Source organism: Draconibacterium sediminis (genome assembly GCF_000949475.1).
Classification (GTDB): Bacteria; Bacteroidota; Bacteroidia; order Bacteroidales; family Prolixibacteraceae; genus Draconibacterium; species Draconibacterium sediminis.
Map to the genome: position 1 here is coordinate 2,561,645 of NZ_JRHC01000001.1, position 25,704 is coordinate 2,587,348.

Here is a 25,704-nt window from a genome sequence, read left to right on the forward strand (position 1 = left end):
CCGTAAAAACTTAAACAAATGAAGAATATATCTAAAATATTATTAAGTGTCTTTCTGGTGGGCTTGCTGCTATTCAGCAGTTGCGACAGTTTCCTGGAAGAAGAATTCCGCAGCGGAATTACTACTGATAACTTTTTTAACAACGATGCCGAAGCTCAATTGGCTGTTAACGGTTTGTATCGTTTATTACATAATAATAATCTTTATCGTCAACGCGGACTCGATAATTTTTATACACACGGAGCTGATGTGGTAGCCGCTAGCCGAAATGTGAATGGAGAAGTACATAATTATTTGTTTGCGGAAGGTGTTGCCGACGGATATGGTACCTGGAATAAATTGTACGAGTTGGCACGTAACTCATCACTGTTTCTTGAAAATGTCGATGGGAATGAAAATTTATCGGAATCGGCACGTAATCAAGCGGTTGGCGAAATTCTTTTTATGCGGGCTTTGTGTTATTACCATTTAACAAATATTTGGGGCGATGTTCCGTATTTCAGAGAGCTGCCAAGTAATGAAGAGCTTTCAACCATTACCCGTAGTCCAAAAGGCCAGATCAGGGCCGATATGAAAGAAGACCTCGCAAGAGCAATCACCCTTTTACCCGGTTCGTATGCTGGATCTGACCTTGGGCGTGCTACAAAATGGGCGGCTACCATGTTAAAAGCCAAATACCATTTATTCGACCAGGAATGGCAGAATTGTTTAACCGAATGTAAATCAATAATAGATAATTCGCCACACCGCTTACTGGATAACTTCGCTGATGTGTTTGATCAGACCGATCCGGCAGATCAGTACAATGATGAACATATTTTTGTTGTTGATTTTACTTCAGATCCTGCATTTGGTGAAGGAAATACTACACGTACAGATGATTATAATCCCCGTATCAGGGATGAACCCGCTAACCGGGGCGCAAATGCTGTTGATGAAAATGGTAATCCGGTTTTAAAACCGAATGGTACGCAGATGAAAAACTGGGAATATTTTCAAAGTTTGCTGCAAGCCCAAAACGAAGATATGACAGGTTACGGTTGGTCGGTTCCTTTACCCGAACTGGCAAGACGCGAAAACTGGCAGGACGGTGATTTACGCTATGATGCTACCATTGTAACTGAATACATTGGATGGAAATTGAAATTCCCATACTTCAGAAAAAACTGGAATCTCGATCAGGAAAATTCTCTTCGGGGCAACCATCCCGAAAACTACATCGTATTTCGTATGGCCGATGTTTATTTGATGGCAGCCGAGGCCGAGAATGAGCTAAATGGCCCGGACAATGCCTATCAATATGTGAATAAAGTGCGTGAGCGGGCATTTGATCCGGATCAGCCCTGGAGCGGAATGTCTCAGGAGGAATTTCGTTTGGCGATGTATGACGAAAGAAAATTTGAGTTGTGTGCTGAAGGGCACCGTCGTATGGATCTTATTCGCTGGGGAATTTTACTTGATGTTGTAAAATCGGTTGAACACCGCAGCTGGAACAATCCGGCTAATAATATTCAGCCAAAGCATGTATTGTATCCAATACCTTTGCTTGAAATTCAATTAAATCCCGCATTGTTGGAAACTGATCCAACAAACAATGGATACCGATAGTTAGGTTTAGTTAGCGTTTAACAGGCCCTGCTTCAGGGCCTGTTTTTCTTACTTACTGATAAGTTGATAATAAATAAATGATGGAGAAAATGGTTCAAAAATTACTTTTCGTATTTAGCTTTATTCTTTGTTGTACATGGCTGAACAGCAAAGTAGCCTCAGCACAAAACAATACACCTGTAAACGTAATCTATATAATGGCCGACGATCTTGGTATTGGCGATGTTGGTGTATACGGGCAGGATGTCATAAAAACGCCGGCAATTGATGCGCTTGCCAAAAACGGTATGGTGTTTACGCAACATTATTCGGGTAGTACAGTTTGTGCTCCGTCTCGTTGTACCATCATGACCGGAAAACACACGGGGCATTCTTTCGTTCGCGGCAACAAAGGAGTAACAGCAAATGATGGTGTAAAATATGATTACCCCATGGCCGGCAGTGAAATTACTGTTGCTGAGCTGATGAAACAGAAAAACTATCAAACTGCCTGTGTAGGCAAGTGGGGGCTTGGTGGCCCGGAATCAGAAGGGCACCCGAACAAACAGGGATTTGATTACTTTTTTGGTTACCTGGGACAAGGTAATGCACACCGGTATTATCCCGAGTTTCTGTATGAAAATGAAGAAAAAATCAAGTTAAAGAAAGAAGTGTACAGTCACACTTTAATTATGGATAAAGCACTTGAGTTTATCGACAGAAGTGCTGATAAGCCCTTTTTTCTGTACCTGACACCAACAATTCCGCATGCCGATATTGATATACCTGAAGAATTAATTGGTGAGTATGATGGTCAGTTTCACGAAATTCCACATCCCGATGGCCAGCACTATATTGCACAGCAGAAACCAAAGGCCGTTTATGCTGCAATGGTTAGTTTGCTGGATAAAGATGTACAACGAATAATGGATTTACTGGATGAAAAGGGTGTTCTGGAGAATACATTGGTGATATTTACATCCGATAACGGTAACCACAAAGAAGGCGGACATTTACCCAACCATTTCGATAGCAATGGGCCGTTCCGTGGGTGGAAACGTGATTTGTACGACGGAGGAATCCGTGCTCCGTTTATTGTACACTGGCCGGCTAAAGTAAAAGCGGGCTCTGTTTCGTATCATGTCTCTGCTTTCTGGGATTTTCTGCCAACCATGTGCGATTTAATCGATGTTAAGGTGCCGGAGGCGGTTGATGGTATTTCATTTCTTCCTGCTATTACAGGCGAAACAAAACAAAAAAAGCATGATTACCTGTACTGGGAATTTCATGAGCAGGGTGGCAAACAGGCGGTTCTAAAGGACAACTGGAAATTAATCCGCTTAAACGTAAACAAACCTGAACAGGAATCTTATGAATTGTACAACTTAACACACGATCCGGGAGAGTGTTTTAATGTATTGGATCAGTATCCCGAAAAGGTTTCTGATTTAAAAGAAACGCTTTTTAATAGTCACGAAACCAGTGAAATATATAAATTTAAAACCGAAAAATAAATTTGCTCTGTTCAATTAAACCAAAACTTATGAAATATGCTGTTTTAACCCTGCTGCTTTTGTGCTTTTTATTTGACCTTCAGGCTTTGCCTGCTCAGGTAAATAAAGAAAAGGATGAAATGCAGGAGGTGGAGATTTCTACTGAAAAAACCAAACAAACGATTGAAGGATGGGGGAGTTCATTGTGCTGGTGGGCAGGCCAGGTTGGAAACTGGAACGAACTCTTAGTGGATAGCCTGATTGACTTGTTTACCGCTCCCGACGGTTTGAATATGAACATTTTCAGGTACAATATAGGTGGAGGAGACGATCCGTCGCATGCAGGCGGGCACATGGTAACAGGAAAAGGGAAACGGGCCGAAATGGAAGGTTTTAAAGCTTCGGCCCAATCGCCTTACAATTGGGAGGCGGATGAAGCTCAACGAAATATCATGCTTAAGATTAAGGCTAAACGTTCTGATGCAGTTTTTGAGGCTTTTTCAAATTCACCTCCTTACTGGATGACCTACAGCGGTTGTTCGGCAGGAAATGTAAATGCTGCCGACGATAACCTTCGCCCCGAGTTTTATGAAATGTTTTGCGATTATCTGCTTGATGTGTGCATACATTACAAAAAAAAATACGGTATTGAGTTTAAAACACTGGAGCCTTTTAACGAATCAACATCAGCGTACTGGAACTACCTGGGAAACCAGGAAGGCTGCCATTTTGAACCCGAAACACAGATGGAGATCATCAGAATATTGTATCCGAAATTGCAAAAGTCGGGTTTAGAAACTGCCATTTCGGCTTCCGATGAAACCAATGTGAAATCGTTTAACAGGGTAGTTAAAAGTTATATAGAAGCCGGTGATATTCTGGATAAAATAAGGCAGCTAAACACGCACACTTATGGCGGAACAAACAAGGAAAGGGAAATAGCGAGAGAACTGGTTAAAGCTTCGGGAAAAGAATTTTGGCAATCGGAAACCGGGCCAATGGGATTACCCCGACCGGCAAGGGGGCTTGAAAATAATCTGCTGCTCGCCCAAAAAATGTTTGATGATTTGCGAATTATGGAACCTCAGGCCTGGCTCGACTGGCAGTTGATGGAGGAGAATAACGATGTGTGGGGATTGGTAAAATGCAACTTTGAAACAGAAGAATACGAGCTTCTGAAAAATTTGTATGTACGTATGCAAATTACCCGGTTTTTCAAACAGGGATACCAAATTTTGGAAACCGACAACAATGCGATATTGGCAGCACAAAGTCCGGATAAAAAGGAAATTGTAGTGGCCGTTTTAAATACAACGGATAGCGCGAAACCTGTGAACATGAAATTTACAGGGAATCAGAAAATCAAACGAATTTCAGAAGTATTCAGAACAAGCGAAACCGAGAACTGCCAAAAAGTTGCTCCCGTAAAAGCAAAAGATGTACTAAGCTATTCTGCTCCAAAATTCTCATTAACTACTTTTCTAATTCAAGCAGATAATTAGATCTTATGAAATACTATAATCTGATAATTTTACTGGTTCTGCTGCTGAATATTAGTTGTGTTCCGGTAAAAAATGATACAGCAAAACCGAATATCCTTTTGATTAATATCGACGACATGGGATGGCGCGATGTTGGTTTTATGGGATCGGAATACTACGAAACGCCCAACATTGATGAGCTTGCAGCTAACGGAATGATTTTTACGCAGGCCTACGCCGGTGCCGCTAATTGCGCACCAAGCCGCGCTTGTTTAATGAGCGGGCAGTGGACACCACGTCATGAAATTTATACGGTAAGCAATTCAGACCGCGGAAAAAGTAAAGACCGCAAACTTATTCCTGTAACCAATAACGAGTACATGCCCGATGATAACTTGCTTATTCCGGAAATTCTGAAACAACATGGATATACCACTTGTCATGCCGGGAAATGGCACCTTACCGATGATCCATCATTACGTGGTTTTGATGTAAATATAGGCGGAAGCCATGCCGGGAACCCGGGAAGCTATTATCCTCCTTACAAAAGTGTTCCGTCGCTTACGCCTCCGTCTGATGATTATTATTTAACCAATCTGGTAGTCGACAAAACTCTCGATTTTCTATCGTCGGTGCAGGACGGCCCATTCTTTTTGTACTACTCTCCGTACGCTGTTCATACACCAATTCAGCCCGTAAAAGAACTAATGGAAAAGTACGAAAATAAAAAAGAGTGGAACGGCCAGAATAATGCTAAATATGCTACGATGGTGGAGAATGTTGATGAACAAATTGGCAGGATAATTTCACTATTGAAAGAGCAGGGGAAGTTAGAAAATACCTTTGTTTTATTTACCTCCGACAATGGCGGGCATTACGGAATTACCAAACAATGGCCCTTACGTTCGGGTAAAGGAGCGTATTACGAAGGGGGAATTCGCGAACCGATGTTCGCTTTTTGGGAAGGAAAAATTCCAAAAGGAGAAAAATCCGGTATTCCGGTTACCAATCTCGATTTTTATCCAACAATACTTGAAGTGGCGGGCATTCAAAAACCAGAAGATAAAGTGCTCGACGGAAAATCGCTTTTACCGGTTCTAACCGATAATCAAACACTTGAAGAGCGTCCGTTATTCTGGCATTTCCCCATATACCTGCAAGCCTATGTTAAGAACGATACAACCACGCAGGATCCGCTGTTTCGAACCCGTCCGGGCTCAGCAGTGAGGCTTGGCGACTGGAAGCTGATCCAGTATTTCGAAAATAACGATATTGAATTATATAACCTTAAGGATGATATTAGTGAAAAAAATAACCTGGCTGAATCGAAACCCGATAAGGCTAACGAGTTGCTGGAAATTCTCGAAAACTGGAGAATTGAAACCAATGCCCCTGTTCCCAAAACGCTAAATCCTGAATATCAAAACAAACCATAAACTATGAAAACCTATTTCTGTTCATTAATCCTGATCTTATTTGTATTGTCGGCCAATGCACAACAAAAACCGAATATTCTTTGGATAACCATTGAAGACTCGTCGCCTCAGTTTTTTGGCTGTTACGGAAATCAGGATGCCCATACACCGGCAATTGATAAGCTCGCCAGTGAAGGAGTTCGGTTTACCAATGCCTTTTCAACCGGAACGGTATGTTCTCCGAGCCGGAGTACAATAATAACCGGAGTGCGAACTTTTAAAGCCGGCACCGGGAATCACCGGAGCAATTATCCTGTTCCCGAATCAATAAAAGGTTTTCCGTATTACATGCAACAGCAGGACTACTATGTGTCCAACAATTCGAAAACCGACTATAATGTTGCAAATGCAAAGGATTTTATTCGCGAAGCCTGGAACGAAAGCTCGGGAAAAGCAGGGTGGTGGAACCGAAAACCGGGGCAGCCGTTTTTTGCCATTTTTAACTTTAACGAATCACACCAGTCAAGAACCATGACCATGCCCTATGAATGGTATACCGAAAATGTATGGAATCAGCTGGATGAGGATGAACGCATTGCCGAAGATGGTTTTGAGATGCCGCCCATTTACCGCGAAAGTTCTGAAATGCGTAAACATTTTGCACGTGTTTACAATTCAATTTCGCTTACCGACAAGCGAATCGGAGAATTGCTTGATCGGCTTGAAGCGGATAATTTACGCGACAGCACCATTATTTTCTTTTATGCCGATCATGGTGAAGGTGAACCACGTGGAAAAACCAATGGCATAAACTATGGCTACCGCGTGCCTTTTGTGATGTGGTTTCCTGAAATGTATAAAGATTTGTCGCCTTGGGGAACAGCTGGCGTTGTAACCGATGAGCTGATAAGTTTTGAAGATCTGGCTCCGACGCTGATAAGCATGGCCGGCGGAGAAATTCCGGAACATTTGGAAGGCCGTATCCTGATGGGAAAAGATCGTTCTGAAACCACTGATCATTTGCTGTTATCTGCCGATCGGTCGGACAATGGAATTGATATGGTACGCACTATCACGGATGGCCGGTACATTTATTCACGCAATTACCTGTCCTTTATCCCGCAGGGGCGTTACATCCGATACATGTATATTGGAGAGATCGTTCAGCAAATGCGAAGCGATTACCACGAAGGATTGCTCGATTCGCTTCAGCAGAGTTATTTTGAACCCCGACCGGATGAATATTTATTCGATATTGAAAATGATCTTTGGGAAACAAAAAACCTGGTTTCAGATCCGGAATACAAAACCGTACTCGAAAGGATGCGAAAGCAACTGGACGAAAACCTGTTGAATGCCCGGGATGTGATGTTTTTACCTGAATACGAAATTGGGCTAATTTCAAAAACCACTACACCATATGAGTACCGCTTGAACAAGAAAGAATATCCCTTTGAGGAGATTTATTCCGCTGCTTCAATGTCGGGGAAAAGAGGGCAAAGTTTTGCCGAAAAACAGGTTAAACTTCTGAACAGTGAAAACCGAATTGTGCGGTATTGGGCAATTATGGGATTACGCAGCCAGCCAGCCGAAACACTGGAAGCTTATCGCCAAAACATCGAAAAAGCAATGAATGATGACTATCCTTTGGTTCGGATCGGGGCAGCTGCAATTGCTTACCAACAGTGGAACAACGGACAGGCAAAAGAAATTCTTGCTGAAAGTTGCCGGTCAGAGAATATGGATATCGCTCTCTTAACCATCAATTTCCTGATGTACATTGAAAATAAAGAGCCATTTATTCAAACCATTACGGCGGTTCACGATCTGCCCAACAGAGGATATGATGTGAAAGCAGCATGTATGGATTTTTTGGGAAGTTTGAATTTGGTGCCTAATACTTATGAATACCGGGAATAAGTATCTTTGAAAGAACTATCCCGAATGAAGATAAAGAAGCGTAACCGAAACGAATTAAAACTAAACTGATGAAACAAACTATTCTTGTGTTGGTGATTTCGCTTATTGCAATCCTGAGTGGATGTCAGGAAAATCCCAAAAAAGCGAAGAAACGAGCTCCCAACATTCTTTTCGCCATTGCTGATGATGCCTCGTGGAAACATTTTGGTGCTTATGGTTGCGATTGGGTAAACACTCCTGCCTTCGACCGTGTGGCCAGTAACGGAATTTTATTTACCCGTGCCTATACACCAAATGCCAAATGTGCGCCCTCTAGGTCGTGCATTTTAACCGGCCGTAACAGCTGGCAACTGGAAGAAGCTTGTAATCATTCGCCAAATTTTCCGGCAAAGTTCAGAACTTACCCCGAGGCGCTCAGCGCAAACGGATACTTTGTTGGGAGTGTAGGAAAAGGCTGGGCCCCGGGCAATCCGGGAGAAATTGACGGAAAAAGAAGAGCGCTAACCGGAACCAATTTTTCTGAGCTTAAAACAACATCGCTTACCACCGGAATTTCAACAAACGACTATGCGGCAAATTTTGAGGCATTTTTAGCGGCACGCCCTGCCGACAAACCATTTTGTTTCTGGTTCGGTTGTTACGAACCACACCGCGGATACGAGTTCAAATCGGGAATAAACAAGGGAAGCAAAAAGATGGATGAGATTGATGAAGTTCCGCCTTTTTGGCCCGATGTGGATACCGTGCGGGCTGATATGTTGGATTACGCTTTTGAAATTGAATATTTTGATGTGCATTTAAACCGAATGTTGCAGAAGTTGGACGAAATAGGAGAATTAAACAATACCATCGTTATTGTTACAGCCGATAACGGAATGCCATTCCCCCGGATTAAGGGACAGGAGTACGAGTATTCCAATCATTTGCCACTGGCAATAAGCTGGCCCAACGGGATTAAAAACCCGGGACGGGTTGTTGACGATTTTGTGAACTTTATCGATTTTGCTCCTACGTATCTTGAATTAGCAGGATTAACAACCGAAAAGGTCGGTATGCAGCCCATCGCGGGAAAAAGCCTTACTGATATTTTTTATACCGAAAAAGAGGGAATCATTAATCCTGAACGTGATTTTGTACTGATCGGGAAGGAACGCCATGATGTTGGTCGCCCCAATGATGAAGGTTATCCTATACGCGGAATAATCCGTGATAATTATTTGTATCTCCGGAATTTTAAACCGAACCGGTGGCCTGCAGGCAATCCTGAAACCGGATACCTCAATTGCGATGGTAGCCCTACAAAAACATACATTCTTGATACAAGAAGAAAGAAAGGAGAAGCGGAGTACTGGCAACTTAATTTTGGTAAACGTGTCTCAGAAGAGCTATATGATATTAAAGAGGATCCGTTCTGTATGAATAACCTTGCAGCCATTGAAGACTATACCGAACTCAGAAATACGATGAGTAAGGAAATGACAGCGAAATTGCAAAAACAGGGTGATCCACGGATTTTCGGAAATGGCGATGTGTTTGATAATTACGAATATTCCGGTGTAGTAAAAGATTATTACAACCGTTATATGCAAGGAGAAGAAGTTCCTGCCAATTGGGTGAATAAGAGTGATTACGATGCTGATTTTACCATTCGTGAATAGTTAAATAAGTCAGATATAAAAAAAAGCGCAAGCAATGGATTTGATGCCATTACTTGCGCTTTTTTATTTTGATTGGACCCTGATCTCTAGAAATATTTATCCCCGATCAATCGTTGTTTTGTTTGTTCTTTGCGCTGATTGAAGGTAAATGAGGCGCCAATTTCTACAATCTGCCCCTCGTAATCGTACACCCAGTCGCGCTGAAATACGGCCATGCCATTCGCTGTTGCTCCGGTAAATCCGCCGGCCTGGTTGGTCCCAATTACATCCAACATTTTGGCATAAAAATTCCAGCCCTGCAGTTTCTGGGGAGTAAAATTCAGCGCCGCGTTCATCATCTGAAATTTCAGATCCTTGCCCTGAGGCGTAACACTTCCCGATTTGTAGGAATAATCAAGTGTAAACTTCAGTGGTTTTATGATCGTCCAGTTGAGGTTCGTTTTTGCATCCCAGTTTACGCTGTTGCTGCTGCTCTGATCGCCAAAAAGTGATTCATTCGATTCTACCGAAAACTGGTAAACTGAACCTCCCACAAATAGTTTTACCTTACTCATAATATCGAAGTTGAATCCCAGCTCACCACCTGTGGCTAACTGAGTTCCGGCATTGGTAAAACTGCGCAACAACACACCTCCCTGATTGTCGAGGCTATAGTCGAGACGATTAACCCTGTAAATGGCATTGCTTGTTGAACGAACAAAACCGGTAAGCGAAAGATTGTGTTTGCCAAACAGGTGGTTGTAAGTGAGGTCGGCATTCCAGCTATATTCTGGTTCCAACAGCGGATCGCCCATTTCAAAAATTTCCTGATGGCGCCGGTATAAAAATGGAGCCATATCTTTTGCCGGCGGGCGGTTAATCCGATGACTGGCGGCTAAAGAAAGAACATTTACGTCGTTCACCTGATAACTTAAATGTAGCGTAGGAAAAAAATCCAACTTGTTCTGTTCGAATTCTTTCTCATTAAAATCTCGGCCAATTTCCCCGAACACATCATAAACCTCCTCAAAATACCGGGTACTGCTCACATTCATATTCTGGTTGAGGTATTCAACACGCAGACCTAAAATATATTTTAACTTATTTGCCGATCCTGAAAATTCCGCAAAGGCCGCATAAATATCACGGTTTAGGCCAATGGTGTTGTTAAAATAATCATAACCCGCAAAATCTGCAGTGTTAACATTTACTGTATCGTACTCATAAATACCGTCTAAACGCACCAACTCCGATACTGCTCCCAGGTTGAGGGAACTTTCGTTATCAAAATCTTTCTGATAATTTATTTCGAAACGGTAGGCATCAAGAGGTGTTTCATCGAGCTGGTAGGAATGAAACACCGGATTACCATGCTCGTTGGAATTGTAGTCGTAATAAAGTCTGTCGTTGTCGTACGCAAATTCTTTGTTATCGATGGTTTGATCGAGGTTCGAGTTTTCATAAAGAAAGGAGATGTTTAGCGCTGAATTGTTGCCGCTCTCCCAAAAGTAGTCAAAGCTAACGTTCTGAAAGTGTCCTTTTCGGTGAATTTCATTGGGGTTATACAATTCGTAAAGCGTACCGTCGATAGGCGTTCCATTTGTGCTGTTGCTGAAAAAAGTGTCGTATTTATAATGGGCGGTTCTGCCGGTGTGTCTTCTGGAATACTGGTAGTTGGCCGACAGTTGAGAATTATCTCCGGGTTTAAAATCCACACCCAAATTGGTATAAAAATTTTCATCCCATTTGGGCCGTGCTCCCATACCATCCAAAATGTAGTAGGTACCAGAATTGGGTTGTGTTTCGTCCTGGTAGATATAGGTGTAAATATCGCCAATTCCCTTGTTGTGGCGGTTGGTGTAATTTACAGCACCGTGAAGACTTATCCGGTTCATGTTGTAATTTAGATTTAAGCCGCCATTAATTCTGTTATTGTCACGTTTTTGGTTACTGAATACGTCGGTTTCATTTTTCCATGGAGTTCCTCCCAGCATACCTGTTGCTACCACGGTAAGTCCGCTGGTGGTGTTTCTTTTGGTGGTAATATTTATAATCCCTCCTTTGCCCTGCGCATCATATCTCGATGAAGGAACGGTAATTATGTCGATGTTTTGAATGTTTTCACTCGGAATTTGCCCAAGTAGTATCGAAGCACTGGTAATGGTTGGTTTTCCATTCAGATAAACCACAAAATCAGACGATCCGCGCACTGAAATATCGTTGTCGCTGCTAACAGAAACCGATGGAAGTTTACTCAGCACATCAATGGCTGTTCCTCCTTTTGCCGTTTCAAAATCAGAAGCCTGGTAAGTTTTTCGGTCTATTTTGTTTGACGAAGTTCTTGAAGCAGCTGTCACTTCAACGGTTTCAATTCCAATAACATCAGGCTCAAGAACAATTTTTCCCAGATCGATATTCTTGTTGCCGGAAGAAAGGTTTATACCCGGTAATTCCTGAGACTGATAACCAATAAAAGAAACCGACATGGTGTACGTTCCGTAGGGAATATCTTCGATAATAAAATTTCCGTTTTCGCTTGATACGCTTCCCGCAAATGCATTTTCATCACCTGCCTTCAGTAGGGCTACCGTGGCATACGGTATTGACTCGTTTGTTGATTTATCGATTATTACTCCTTTTACCGCAGTCTTCTGGGCAAATGCTGACAACGAGCCAAAAATAAATATCAAGGAAACTGTTACTAATTTTCTCATAATTGATTATGTAAACTATTAAAGATGTTATTGTCTTTTAATGGCGGCAAAAATAGTTAAATTATTGTTGTAGAAAAGGTGAAAATGTATCGTTTATAGGGGGAGAAAACGTCATATAAATGAAAATACCAAATTGGAAGAAAGCAGAAGAATGAATCTGAAATTTGGGCGGCTAAACTCCTTTTAAAGAAATCTTAAATAAAAATTACATGAAAGTTTTGTTGCTTAATCGAATTAGCATATATTTGACGCTAAATCGAATTAGCGATTTTTATCATCACATCACAATGGCAAAAGAGAAGAGAACATCGATAAAAGATTTAGCCAGCTCACTTGGGGTATCACCGGCATTGATTTCTATTGTCTTAAATGGCAAAGCGAAACAATATCGCATTAGTGATGAAATGGTGAAGCGCGTTAAGGCTGCTGCCAAAGAAATGAATTATTATCCAAACGTGGTGGCTCAAAATCTTAGGGGCGGTAAATCTCAACTCATCGGTGTAATTGTAACTGACATTTCAAATCCATTCTACTCCACGATTTCGCGTAGAATAGAAGATAGGGCTAATGAATTGAATTACAATGTTTTATTCAGTAGTTCAGACGAAAATCTGGAGAATACCGAGAGACTGATTAAAGTTCTTCTAAATAAAGGTGTTGATGGACTAATTGTTGTGCCGTGCGATGGTTCAAGAAATTCCATCGCCGAATTAATCGCCGACGATGTACCCTTAGTTTTACTCGACCGAAATTTTCCTGATTTGGATGTAAAATACTCTTGTCTGGATAATTTTAAAGCAACCAGGCTGGCAACCCGGCACCTTATTGATCAGGGCTACGAGAACATTTCTGTAATATCTTACGAAACACAAATGAATCATATTATGGAGCGTGTGGCCGGATACGAAGAAACGATGCGTGAAGCCGGTTTGGAAAAAAGCATAAACATAAACCGGATTAATCTATCCAATCCTCGATCAGAAATGCGAGAGGTTTTGGGCCATTTATTTCAAGGAAATACCGAAGCAATTTTGTGTCTTACAAATATGTTGTCGATAAACGGGATTTATTGTTTAAAGGAGATGAATAAAAAAATTCCGGACGACATAGCCTTTGTCGGTTTCAACCGAAGCGATGTGTTTAATTTGCTGGATTCTCCGGTTACCTATATTAAACAACCCATCGAAAAAATAGCCAATGAGGCTGTGAACAGAGTAGTTGACTTGATTTCGGGAAGTAGTTATGCTGCTGACGATGTTATAATTGCTGATCCGGAATTGGTTATACAAAGTTCAACCCCAAAAAAGAATGTTTTAACCCATACGTGATACATTTTTTATATACATATGCTAAAACGATTAAGTAAGATAAAATTTCAAATTAATGAGTACAATAAAATTATATAGCCTGGCTGTTTTTTTAGTTTTTACCTATTGCACCACAGCACAACATGCCGATGATATACGGGTAAAATACAATAATCCTGATTTAGTAGTAACACTTGGTACCGGGCTTTGGGGAGCACCTATTCCGCTTGATTATAACGATGACGGGCTTATCGATATCATTATGTCATGTCCCGACACTCCTTATAAAGGACTCTATTATTATCAGAATATTGGTACAGCTGAAAAGCCGCTTTTCGATGTGTCAAAAAGACTCTCCGACAGGGCTTTTAAGAATATCCAGGCATCATATGCAAACGGTGAATTGCATGTATTCCGTCAGGAAATTGAATTCAAAGATTTCAAAGAAAATATTTATTCACAGCCGGATACAGTAAAGGTTGATGTTTTACCGGCAAGTGACTTTAAAAAAGTAAGAAGCAACCTGTGGAGCTATGTTGATTTTGATAATGACGGCGATTTGGACCTCATTAACGGAATTGACGACTGGTTTGAATACGGCTGGGACAATGCATACGATGACAACGGTAACTGGAAAAACGGCCCGCTTCGAGGTTTTGTATATTTCATCGAAAATCAGGATGGAAAGTATGTTAATAAAGGAAAAATTCAGGCAGGAGGGGAACCATTGGAAACTTATGGCGCACCCGGTGCCAACATGGCCGACTTTGATAACGATGGTAAAGCCGACCTGATTTGCGGAGAATTTGTAGATAAATTGACATGGTTTAAAAATATAGGTTCAGCATCAGAACCCTCATTTTCAGAAGGGCTGGTTTTAAAAGATACACGGGGCGATACCATTCGTTTACACGTGCAGATGATTACACCAACTGCTATAGACTTCAATAAAGACGGTTTTGTTGATTTATTGGTAGGTGACGAAGACGGTAGTGTTGCTTATTTAAAAAATAACGGAAAAATAAAAAACAGCGCACCTGTTTTCGAGCCGTTGGTTTATTTAAAGCAAAAGGCCGACAATTTAAAATTTGGAGCGCTTTCAACACCTTATTCTGTTGATTGGGACAACGATGGCGATGAAGATTTAATTTGCGGTAATTCGGCCGGGAATATCAGTTTTATAGAGAACCTGGGTGGCGGTAAAAATCCCAAATGGAATGCACCTGTTCTGCTCAAAACAAATCATAAAGACATTCGGATTTTAGCAGGTAAAAATGGCTCAATCCAAGGGCCGGCAGAAGAAAAATGGGGATACATGACACTAAGTGTGGCCGATTGGGACAATGATGGAAAAAAAGATATAATCGCAAATTCTATTTTCGGAAAAGTGATTTGGTATAAAAACACCGGTGATCTGTTAAATCTGGAAGGCCCTTATTCTGTGCAGGTGGGCTGGGAAGGAAAACCTCTTAAACCGGAATGGAACTGGTGGAATCCTGAACCAACCGAACTGGTAACACAATGGAGAACGACACCTTATGCTATCGATTGGAATAACGATGGTTTAAGTGACCTGGTAATGCTCGACCACGAAGGATATTTGAGCTTTTACGAGCGTTTTAAAAAGGATGGGCAGCTTTGGTTAAAACCGGGCAAACGAATTTTCTACCTGGAAGACTCCGGGAATAAGGAAGAACTGCTGCGATTGACTGACGGAATCGGTGGGCGATCAGGTCGCAGAAAGTTGTGCTTTGTTGATTGGAACAGTGATGGCAGATTGGATTTAATCGTGAACACCAACAAAGGAAATGCCGGATACTACGAAAATACCAGGCAGAAAGGCGACAGTGCATATTTTACGGATAAAGGAAACATCAGCGACATTATTTTGTCGGGTCATACAACAAGTCCAACCCCAATCGATTGGGACAAAGATGGGCAGTATGACATTTTGCTGGGTGCCGAAGATGGACATTTCTATTTCTTAAAAAATAAAACCTTTAAATAAGTTTATAAATGAATCAAAAATTACAAGGAATAGTACCTCCTTTGATTACTCCGCTTTTGGATAGCGATACTTTAGATATCGAAGGTCTGGAAAAACTTATCGAGCATGTAATCAAAGGCGGTGTGCACGGAATATTTATTCTTGGAACAACGGGCGAAGGTCCTAGTTTGAGTTTCAGACTTCAAACTGAATTGATACGGGAATCAAGTCGTATTTTAAACAAACGTTTGCCGTTGTTGGTAGGTATTTCTCATACTTCCATTGTAGAAAGTATTCGTCTTTCGCAGGTGGCTTATGAAGCCGGTGCTGATGCGGTGGTTTCTGCACCTCCTTACTATTTTACCTTGTCTCAGTCGGAGTTGGTCCAATTTTACGAAAACCTGGTGCATTCGCTGGAGTTACCTCTCTATCTCTACAATATGCCAAACATGACCAAAGTTTCTTTTGCACCTACAACGATTAGGAGAATTGCAGATCATCCTAACGTAATTGGATTTAAAGACAGTTCCGGCAACGGAACGTATTTTCAGTCGGTATTGCACGCCATGAGCGATCGTGACGATTTTTCATTTTTTGTAGGGCCCGAAGAAATGATGGCCGAGGCGGTGATGATGGGAGCAGATGGCGGAGTGAACGGTGGTGCAAATATCTTCCCAAAATTATACGTGGATTTGTACCACGCTGCGTTAGAAGGAAACAGCAATAGGGTTCAGCAACTGCAAGCTAAGGTAATGCAGGTTTCATCAACAATTTATAATGTGGGAAAAAATGGATCGAGCTTTTTAATGGGAATGAAATGTGCGCTGTCGGTGTTGGGTTTATGCCAAAATGTACTGGCACAACCATACCAAAATTTTGATAGTGAACACAGTGCAGTGATATTAAAAGCACTAAATGATCTTCAATTTCTTAAAACTGAGCCTATGTAAAAGCAAATCTTTTTACTCAACAAATTTTAAAACGAATAGTATGACACAAAATTTGAATGAAAAGCTGATTTTAACCCATCTTAAAAATAGAAATCATGATGTTTTTAAAATGATTTTTAATAAGCATTACGAATCACTTGTCAAATTTGCCTGTCATTATTTGATTGATGTAAATGCGGCAGAAGATGCAACGCAGGCAGTCTTTATTTACCTGTGGGAACATTGCGATGAGTTAAACATCAAAACTTCTGTACGAAGTTATTTGTATCGGGCTGTAAAAAACCGGTGCCTCAATCAACTCAGGTTGCTAAATATCAGAGATAAACATGAATTACTTTATCTCGAGGCAGTATTAGAATCGGATGACACTGAATATATGCAGGAGAATGAGTTACTACATTCAATTAAAGCAGCAGTTTCGGAACTACCTAAAAAAATGCAAATGGTGTTTATGAGGAAATACTACAATCAACTTTCAATTAGGGAAATTGGCCACGAAATGTCGCATAGTATAAACACAGTAAAAGTTCATCTTCATAAGTCCCGGTACGTAGTCCGAACGAGCTTCGAATGTGCTACCTGATTTTTGTTTTTTACCAACTCATATCGTATGTCCAGCCAGTTTTAAAAAGAATTCAAACGAAAGAACAAGAACCAAATAAAACGATCAGAACATGGATAAAAATGCAGCATATTTAATATTCATTTGTACATTGTGTTCCTTGTTTTTTAACAATTGCACCTCAACAAAGGAGAATAAAAAAATGAACGAACTTATTATTACCGAACAGGGAATCCAGAGTGAATTTCCGGCAAAACCCGATGAATCGATCAATATCGAACAATTTAAAAAACACTACGAAAAATATCCCGATCGCTGGAACAGTGTGTTTGAGTTTTTGGAAGAAACAGACCTGAAGAGTCTGGAAATTGGCCGCATCGATTTAAATGAAAATGTGTATGCAGCGGTTAGCGAATATGAAACAAAAAACCATCCTGATGCTTTGTTTGAATCGCACAGGGAATACGTTGATTTGCAATATGTTATTTCGGGTGAGGAGTTGATTGGGCTCACAAATGACCAATCGATACCTGTTAGTGTTCCTTATTCGGAAGAAAAAGATATTACATTTTATAGTTACGATGGTGGAAAACTGATGCCAGCTGATCCATCACGTTATTTTATCTTTTTCCCGGATGATATTCACCGGCCGTGTTTGAAAACCGGAGATCAGAAAAAAGTAAAAAAAGTTGTCCTAAAGATCAGGTATAATGAATAGTAATCCGTAACGAGAATAATCTTCACAGAGCTATAATTTGAGATTAAATTTCGCATTGAATTAGTTTGATTAATTAAAGATTCCCCGGATCGCTTTTGGCATCCGGGAAAATCTTCCCGAACGAGATCCTATGCAATGAGTTATACCAACTTCCGGCAGGAAAGGCAAATTATAACTGATCTCACTATAAGCATGAAAATTAAAACTTATGAAACTAAACGTACGCTACAAATTATTTCTGTTACCACTTAATCTATTGCTGTTTTTACAGGTATTAACAGCTCAACCATCATTTCGCTTGCCATCTATTCTGAGGGATCACATGCTTTTACAACAAAATTCGGATGTAAAATTCTGGGGATGGGCAGATCCACGCACAAAAATCAAGATCATTCCCGAGTGGAGTGAAGATACAATGTTTGTAACAGCAAGTGAAAAAGCAAAATGGGAAACCACATTAACAACTCCGGAAAGCGGCGGCCCTTATACCATTCAGGTCTTGTCTGAAGGTAAAAACATTACCATCAGCGATGTTTTGATTGGTGAACTCTGGTTGTGTTCAGGCCAGTCGAATATGGAGTATAACGTTAAAAAAGGTGTCGCTGATGCCAAAGAGGCATTATCCAGTTGCGAAAATAATCAGATAAGGTTCTTTTTTGTAAAAAAGGCGACTGCAGATTATCCGCAGGATGATTGTACCGGCTACTGGAAAGTTTGCAATGCCGAGAGTATGCAATGGTTTAGTTCTGTGGGCTACTTTTTTGGGCAAAAATTATATGAAAACCTCGGCACCCCGATTGGCCTGATCAATTCGAATTGGGGAGGAACACCTGTTGAAACCTGGACTCCGATCGACAAAATTGAAAATCCCGAAAAGGTGATTAAAGAAGCTGCTTCTTTGAAAAAAAGTACGGGTTGGGATAACACCGTAAGTTCTACCTACAACGCCATGATCCATCCTTTGATTAAAATGAAGATGGCGGGTGCAATTTGGTACCAGGGGGAAGCCAATTGTCCGAATGCCTATTCATACTCCGGCTTGCTGGCAAATATGATTGAAGCATGGCGGGATAAATTTCAAAAAGAATTGCCCTTTTACTATGTGCAAATTGCACCCTATCAACGATATCCGATTCCATTTAGTGCAGCACTTATTCGCGAACAACAGGAAGCAGTTCAGGAGCTGGTTCAAAAAACCGGAATGGTTGTCATATCTGATCAGGTGGATGATCCGAATAATATTCACCCAAGATATAAAAAGCAGGTGGGCTACCGCCTGGCAAATTATGCATTGGCCGAAACCTATGACAGGGAAGTTTCAAAATACAAATTTGCAACACTAAAAGGTCAGCAAATTGAAGATGACAGAATTAGAATTTTTTTCGACAATGCCGAAGATGGTATTTTTTACAAGGGTGAAGGAATTGAAGGATTGGAGATTGCCGGTGCAGACAAGGTATTTCATTCGGCGGAGGGCAAAATAGATAAAAAAAACAATACGCTGATTGTAAAATCCAGAGAGGTAAAGAATCCTCATTACGTTCGCTATGCATTTGGGAATGGTATTATCGGGAACATATTTGATACCTCGGGATTGCCTGTTGCGCCCTTCAGAACTGATGATATAGTAGTCGATTTGAAACAAAACTAATAATTGATTTATGGTATCTTTCAGAAGTATTTTAAAGCACTTTTATAGCGGTATTCTTGTAGTGGCGCTGTTGCTGTTTTCTAAAACTACAAACTCGCAAATGTCTGACAGACACCCAATCTATGCCAGTCGGCAATTGGCAAAGCAAAAAGATCCAACAACAAACAAATACATGGACAAAACCAGTACAGCAAGCGTTGTTAATTGGGTCAGGAATAACGCCAATGATCCGAATATACTGCCGACTATCGCAAATGTGCACTACGGTACACACGAACGACAGGTATTGGATTTTTACAAAGCTGATTCCGACAAATCAACCCCACTTGTAATTTGGATTCACGGTGGTGGCTGGGTAAGTGGCGATAAAAAAAATGTTCACGGTTTGGAAAGCTACCTGGAAGCTGGTATTTCGGTTGTTTCAATCAATTATCGTTATTCTTGGCAGGCTCAACTTGCAGGAGTTATGCCGCCTGTAAAATGGCCCATCGAAGATGCCATTAGGGCACTTCAGTTTGTTCGGAGTAAAGCAAAAGAATGGAACATCGATAAGGAGCGGATTGCGGCAAGCGGCAGCTCAGCCGGAGCTAGTTCCAGTTTGTGCCTGGCTTTTCATGATGATATGGCTGATCTCAATAGCAGTGATCCCGTTGCCCGGGAATCTACCCGTCTTTGGTGTGCCGGAGTTCGGCATCCGCAAACTTCGCTCGATCCACAGCAGATGATTGAGTGGACACCTAACAGCAAGTATGGCGGGCATGCTTTTGGTTTTATGGATCCCAACGACCTAAAATCGCGCGATAAAAGTTTTGCCGAGTTTTTGGAAAAACGTGATTCGATACTATCATGGATTAAATTGTATTCACCTTATGAACATGTTAGTAAAGATGATCCTCCAATTTATATGCTTTACCGCTCGGCACCCGCCATCGGTCAGGAGCAAAAAGACCCGACACACACGGCCAATTTTGGCGTAAAACTCCAGGAACATTGTGAGGAATTGGGAGTTGAGTGTGAGCTTGTTTACCCCGAAAAAACAAATATTGTCTACCAGGATTTTCCAGAGTTTATAATTGAAAAGCTAACAGAGTAGGTCTCTAATACCGTTCAAATAGCAGAAAAAAAAGACAGATTTAAAAATTTTTAAATACAAAACATGAACTTTATCGATATCACAATTTTTATAGTTTATTTACTGGGAGTAGTTGTATTTGGCAGCTCTTTTTACCGCAAAAATAAATCATCCAAATCATTTACAGTTGGAAATAACAACATCCCTACCTGGGTAATTTCCATGTCGATTTTTGCAACTTTTGTAAGTAGCATCAGTTATCTCGCGTTGCCGGGGCAGGCCTATCTTACCAATTGGAATGTTTTTGTCTTTAGTTTGTCCATTCCGTTTGCAACACTTTTGGCAGTACGTTTTTTTGTTCCGCTATACCGATCAGTAAACAGCCCGTCGGCTTATACTTATCTCGAGAAAAGATTCGGTCCCTGGGCCAAAACATATGTTTCGGTGATGTACTTGCTAACCCAGCTTATGCGAGCCGGAACTATTCTTTTCCTGTTGGCTTTAACCGTAAACGTAATAACAGGTTGGAGCATCGTTGTAATTATCATTGTTACCGGATTAAGTGTCATGATCTATTCCTTGCTTGGAGGAATCCAGGCCGTTGTTTGGACAGATGCCATTCAGGGAATAATATTGGTTTTGGGAGCTGTTGTTTGTGCGGGTTTGCTTTTGTTTTCAATGCCCGAGGGACCCGGACAGTTTTTCTCAATTGCCATGGAGCATCACAAATTTAGTTTGGGAAGTTTTAAACTAGAACTCACAAGTTCCACATTTTGGGTGGTGCTGATTTATGGCCTGTTTATTAACGTGCAGAATTACGGTATCGATCAGAATTATATACAGCGTTATATGACCGCCAGCTCGGAGAAGGAGGCTAAAAAGTCGGCTCTTTACGGAGGGCTGCTTTATGTGCCCGTTTCATTGTTGTTTTTATTTATTGGCACTGCGCTGTTTACTTATTACACAGCTAATCCGGGGCTTTTACCTGCCGACACACCAGCCGACAAGGTATTCCCGTTTTTTATAGTGAACGGATTGCCAACAGGCCTCACCGGTTTATTAATTGCATCGGTATTTGCTGCCGGGATGAGTACCATTTCTACAAGCGTAAACAGTTCGGCTACCGTCATCTTAAACGACTATTTTAAGCTTTCAGCAGATGATGAAAACAGCGATAAAAAGTCGATGAAGATTCTGTACAGTTCGTCGTTTATATTCAGTGTTTTGAGCATTGCTATTGCCATAGCTATGATTAATGTGCAAAGTGCGCTGGAAGCCTGGTGGAAACTGGCTTCTATTTTCAGTGGGGGAATGTTGGGATTGTTCCTTCTGGGGTATTTCTCAAAAAAAGTGAAAAGCAAAGCAGCTGTTATTGGTGTTCTGGCCGGTGTTCTGATTATCGGGTGGATGAGTTTATCACCTTTGTTTTTTACCAGCGATGCATTACAACCATACGCCAGTCCTTTCCACAGTTACCTGTCCATTGTATTCGGAACAACCGCCATTTTTATTGTAGGATTTCTGGGAGGAGTATTTATCAATCGTTCAAGATTAAATTCAGCAAATCAATAATTTATGAAACGCCGACAATTTCTAAAAACTTCAGCAGCAGCCGGATTGGTAACAATGATTACACCCTCCGGTTTGCTTTATTCGTGTAAACAAAACGTTAGTGACTTTATCGAAGGATCATTTCTGAATCCTCCGTCATCAGCAAAACCTTTTACCTGGTGGCACTGGATTAATGGTTTTGTGACCAAAGACGGCATTACCCGCGATTTGGAAGCGATGGCCGAAGTTGGAATTGGTGGCGTGCAGGCTTTTTCGGCCTACATGGACATGCCGCATGGCAATGCCGATTATTTAAGCCCTCTGTGGATTGATTTGATGCAACATGCTGCCAGTGAATGCCTGCGGCTCGGTCTTGAGTTTGACATGCATAATTGTATGGGCTGGAGCTCAAGCGGTGGTAGTTGGATTCCACCTGAACTTTCGATGCAAGAGTTGGTTTGGACCGAGGCTTCTGTTGAAGGTGGTAAAACTGTAAAACGTCAATTGGAACAGCCTTTTAAAAGATTGGATTATTACCGCGATGCTATTGTTGTTGCATTTCCTTCTGTTTCAGCTACCGAAACGATTAATAATTGGGAGCAGAAAGCAAATTATCCCAATTCAGGGTTTCATCCGCAAATTGAGTTGGATACGCTGAGTAGTAATGACGAAATTTCAGAATCGGCAATAAATCCTGACTCTGTAATGGATATATCATCCTTTATGGATGAAAGCGGAATGCTAAATTGGGAAGCTCCGGCAGGTAACTGGACAATCATACGTTTTGGCCATACCACCACAGGAATAAAAAACAGGCCTTCGTCGGGTAACGGACAAGGGTTGGAGTGCGATAAATTTAGCAGCGAAGCACTCGATTTCCATTTTAATTACATGATGGAGAAGCTTTTGCCCGCGTTGAAACCCATTGTTGAAAACGGTACGTTTGGCATGTTAATCGACAGCTATGAAGTTAACCTTCAGAACTGGACCATAAATATGCCACAGGAATTTGAAAACAGAAGCGGTTACGAGATCTATAAATTTATGTCGGTACTCGCGGGAAGAGTAGTTGGTGATACCAATACTTCCGAACGTTTCCTATGGGATTTCAGAAAAACATGTGCCGATTTAATGGCCAAAAATTATTATGACCGTTTTGTGGAGCTATGCAGGCAAAGCAACATCATTTCCTCTACAGAACCGTACAATAAAGGACCTTTCGATGAGATGCGTGCCGGTGAAAACATGGATGTAAACCTCGGTGAATTCTGGATGAAAACAGGTCATTTTTCGCATTCGGTAAAAGTGGCTGCTTCCATACAAAGTATGAACGGCAAAAAAGTAGTAGGCGCTGAGGCGTTTACCGGAAGACCCTTTTATTCCAAGTGGCAGGAATATCCTTTCTCGATGAAAACTCAGGGCGATTTTATGTACACCATGGGGCTGAATCGATTTATTTTTCATCGTTATGCACATCAGCCACATCCTACAGCCGTTCCCGGAATGACAATGGGGCAATGGGGTTTTCATTTTGAACGGACGAATACCTGGTTTTACCAGGGGAAAAAATGGCTGGAATACGCCACCCGTTGCCAGTATATGTTGCAACAGGGAACTTTCGTGGGAGATGTAATGTGTTTTACAGGAGAGGAAGCTCCGGGAGACGACATTACAATGGGCGCCTTGTATCCCGATATACCGACGGGTTACGATTTTCAATTTGCCAACCGGGATATTCTGCTTCATAAGGTGACTGTTAAGGACGGGCGCATATGCTTGCCCGACGGTTTGAGTTTTACCTTGTTGCTGTTACCCGAAAAAGACTTTCTGACTATAGAACTGGCTCGTAAACTAAAGGAACTGGTTCAACAGGGAATGATAGTGTCGGGGCCGCGACCACAAACCATACCATCGCTCAGCAATTTCTCAAGTGCTGAAACCGAATTTAAATCGATTGTTGAGGAATTATGGGGTGCTGAAACAAAATCACCTGTTGACCGAAAAGTAGGGGCCGGGCGTGTTTTTAGTAACTTGCCGGTGAAGCAGGTATTCGAAAAACTAAGCCTGAAACCTGATTTTGAATTTACTTCCCAATCGGGCGATGCACCTATTAACTATATTCACCGAAAACTGGCTGACGGGCATGTGTACTTTGTTGCCAACCGTCGGAGGTTCAACGAAGAGCTGGTTTGCAGTTTCCGGCTCGAAGGATATCAACCTGAATTGTGGGATGCCAACACCGGCGAGCGGAAGTCTGTGGCTGTTTATTCATCCGAAAACGGTATTACTACACTTCCCCTGCAACTTGACCCCGGTGGTTCTGTGTTTGTGGTTTTCAAAAAAACTGATTCAGCAAAAAGACTGCTGGCAATTGCTAAAAATGGCGAAACCCTTTTCAGTACGAAGCATTTTAGTCAAAACGGTAAAAACGACTATAAACAAATAAGCAATAATTTTTCAGTTAGTTTGTGGGTAAAACCCGAAACTGATGAGGTAATACCTGACGATTTAGGCAGGTATGTGGAAACAACCCGCTACACTTCGAGTTACCCGGTTTTCGCACCTTCAGGAAAGCAACTGTTTGGCGACGGGCATGCTACTTTTGTATTATTGGCTGCCCGTAATGGTGTGGCAGTATTTGAAAAGGCCGACGAGAATTTAAAGGCAGTTTTAATTGCCAAAATGCCCATTTCGTCGTGGACACATTTTACGGTTGTGTATGCGGATGGTCAACCATCATTGTACGTAAACGGTGAGTTTATTCAACAAGGCGAAAAATCGCCACTGAATGTTCATCCGGTAATTGTTGACTACCAAAACAACGATAAATTATTTTATTACGATGGAGATCTGACACCACCTAAAGTATTCGACTATCCGATATCAAAATCAGAAATAGAAGAACTTTTTGAAAAAGGCGTCCCCTATGAAAAAAGCAGTAAAACAGTTGAACCATTTTCCGGTGAAAATTCGGGTTTTTTGTTTTGGGAAAATGGTGAATATGTGCTGCAGCCTGCTTCCGGCGGAACATCAAAAATAGTAGTTGATGAAATAAACAAACCATTTGAGCTGAGCGGCGATTGGATAGTAAGTTTCCAGGAGGACAGGGGAGCGCCGAATCAAATCATTTTACCGGAGCTCAAGTCGCTGCATACTCATCCCGAGGACGGCGTAAAATATTTTTCGGGTACGGCAACTTATCACAAAACTTTTGTTGTCGAGCCGCGATTAATTGCAAATGAAAAACGCGTATTCCTTGATTTGGGAAGGATTGCTGTGATTGCCGAAGTGGTGCTGAACGGAAAAGAACTGGGCATTGTCTGGAAACCACCGTACCGCTACGATATCACAGAAATTGTAAAAGAAGGCGAAAACGAACTTCTGGTAAAAGTAACCAATCAGTGGCCCAACCGATTAATTGGCGATGAGCATTTGCCGGTAGAAAATGAATTCAAAAAATATGGTCCAAAGGGGTCGGGAATTGTTGATTTTCCCGATTGGTTCAGACAAGGAAAACCAAAACCGGCAGGTGGACGTGTAACTTTTACTACCTGGCGGCATTTCGATGAAGATTCACCACTGTTGGAAGCGGGATTGATTGGACCGGTGGAAATACGTAATGCTGTAACGAAGGAAATATAACATAAGCGAACCGCTAA

Annotated in this window: 16 protein-coding genes; 15 read left to right on the forward strand and 1 reads right to left on the reverse strand. The window is 41.5% G+C overall.

Features of this window, described 5'->3' with window-relative positions:
- Window positions 1-18: 18 nt before the first annotated feature.
- The 6 genes from LH29_RS09890 to LH29_RS09915 all read left to right on the forward strand — a co-directional run bounded on the left by LH29_RS09890 (window position 19) and on the right by LH29_RS09915 (window position 9,554).
- The gene (locus tag LH29_RS09890) at window positions 19-1,608 is read left to right on the forward strand and encodes a RagB/SusD family nutrient uptake outer membrane protein (protein WP_045028264.1); all 1,590 of its coding nucleotides are present in this window, start codon (window positions 19-21) and stop codon (window positions 1,606-1,608) included.
- A gap of 89 nt (window positions 1,609-1,697) precedes the next feature.
- Window positions 1,698-3,101, forward strand: a complete 1,404-nt coding sequence (locus LH29_RS09895) for an arylsulfatase (protein WP_052670757.1) — start codon at window positions 1,698-1,700, stop codon at window positions 3,099-3,101.
- A gap of 29 nt (window positions 3,102-3,130) precedes the next feature.
- On the forward strand, window positions 3,131-4,582 hold the full coding sequence (locus LH29_RS09900) for a glycoside hydrolase family 30 protein (RefSeq protein WP_045028267.1): 1,452 nt from the start codon (window positions 3,131-3,133) through the stop codon (window positions 4,580-4,582).
- 5 nt (window positions 4,583-4,587) lie between these two features.
- Window positions 4,588-5,997 (forward strand): sulfatase, encoded by a 1,410-nt coding sequence (locus LH29_RS09905; RefSeq protein WP_045028270.1) that lies wholly within the window; start codon window positions 4,588-4,590, stop codon window positions 5,995-5,997.
- Between the two features lie 3 nt (window positions 5,998-6,000).
- Window positions 6,001-7,896: a sulfatase-like hydrolase/transferase gene (locus tag LH29_RS09910; RefSeq protein WP_045028273.1), complete on the forward strand. Its 1,896-nt coding sequence runs from the start codon at window positions 6,001-6,003 to the stop codon at window positions 7,894-7,896.
- Window positions 7,897-7,964: 68 nt separating this feature from the next.
- Complete coding sequence (locus LH29_RS09915) at window positions 7,965-9,554, forward strand: sulfatase family protein (RefSeq protein ID WP_052670726.1); 1,590 nt, start codon at window positions 7,965-7,967, stop codon at window positions 9,552-9,554.
- Between the two features lie 86 nt (window positions 9,555-9,640).
- Here LH29_RS09915 and LH29_RS09920 read toward each other — a convergent pair whose 3' ends face one another.
- Complete coding sequence (locus tag LH29_RS09920) at window positions 9,641-12,247, reverse strand: TonB-dependent receptor (RefSeq protein WP_045028275.1); 2,607 nt, start codon at window positions 12,245-12,247, stop codon at window positions 9,641-9,643.
- A 287-nt stretch (window positions 12,248-12,534) separates the two neighbouring features.
- Here LH29_RS09920 and LH29_RS09925 point away from each other — a divergent pair, with 287 nt between their 5' ends.
- From LH29_RS09925 to LH29_RS09965, 9 genes are all read left to right on the forward strand, one after another.
- Window positions 12,535-13,575, forward strand: a complete 1,041-nt coding sequence (locus LH29_RS09925; RefSeq protein ID WP_045028278.1) for a LacI family DNA-binding transcriptional regulator — start codon at window positions 12,535-12,537, stop codon at window positions 13,573-13,575.
- A gap of 55 nt (window positions 13,576-13,630) precedes the next feature.
- Window positions 13,631-15,562: an FG-GAP repeat domain-containing protein gene (locus LH29_RS09930; protein WP_045028281.1), complete on the forward strand. Its 1,932-nt coding sequence runs from the start codon at window positions 13,631-13,633 to the stop codon at window positions 15,560-15,562.
- Window positions 15,563-15,570: 8 nt separating this feature from the next.
- Entirely contained in the window at window positions 15,571-16,491 is a 921-nt protein-coding gene (locus LH29_RS09935; RefSeq protein WP_045028284.1) for a dihydrodipicolinate synthase family protein, read from the forward strand.
- Between the two features lie 40 nt (window positions 16,492-16,531).
- Window positions 16,532-17,074 (forward strand): RNA polymerase sigma factor, encoded by a 543-nt coding sequence (locus LH29_RS09940; protein ID WP_045028287.1) that lies wholly within the window; start codon window positions 16,532-16,534, stop codon window positions 17,072-17,074.
- A gap of 181 nt (window positions 17,075-17,255) precedes the next feature.
- A complete protein-coding gene (locus tag LH29_RS09945; RefSeq protein ID WP_052670727.1) occupies window positions 17,256-17,771 on the forward strand; it encodes a YhcH/YjgK/YiaL family protein in 516 nt (171 codons plus the stop codon).
- Window positions 17,772-17,979: 208 nt separating this feature from the next.
- The gene (locus LH29_RS09950; protein WP_045028289.1) at window positions 17,980-19,422 is read left to right on the forward strand and encodes a sialate O-acetylesterase; all 1,443 of its coding nucleotides are present in this window, start codon (window positions 17,980-17,982) and stop codon (window positions 19,420-19,422) included.
- 100 nt (window positions 19,423-19,522) lie between these two features.
- Window positions 19,523-20,515, forward strand: a complete 993-nt coding sequence (locus LH29_RS09955; RefSeq protein ID WP_082063554.1) for an alpha/beta hydrolase — start codon at window positions 19,523-19,525, stop codon at window positions 20,513-20,515.
- A 63-nt stretch (window positions 20,516-20,578) separates the two neighbouring features.
- The gene (locus LH29_RS09960) at window positions 20,579-22,066 is read left to right on the forward strand and encodes a sodium:solute symporter (RefSeq protein WP_045028292.1); all 1,488 of its coding nucleotides are present in this window, start codon (window positions 20,579-20,581) and stop codon (window positions 22,064-22,066) included.
- Window positions 22,067-22,069: 3 nt separating this feature from the next.
- Entirely contained in the window at window positions 22,070-25,687 is a 3,618-nt protein-coding gene (locus LH29_RS09965) for a glycosyl hydrolase (protein ID WP_045028294.1), read from the forward strand.
- The last annotated feature ends 17 nt before the right edge of the window (window positions 25,688-25,704 follow it).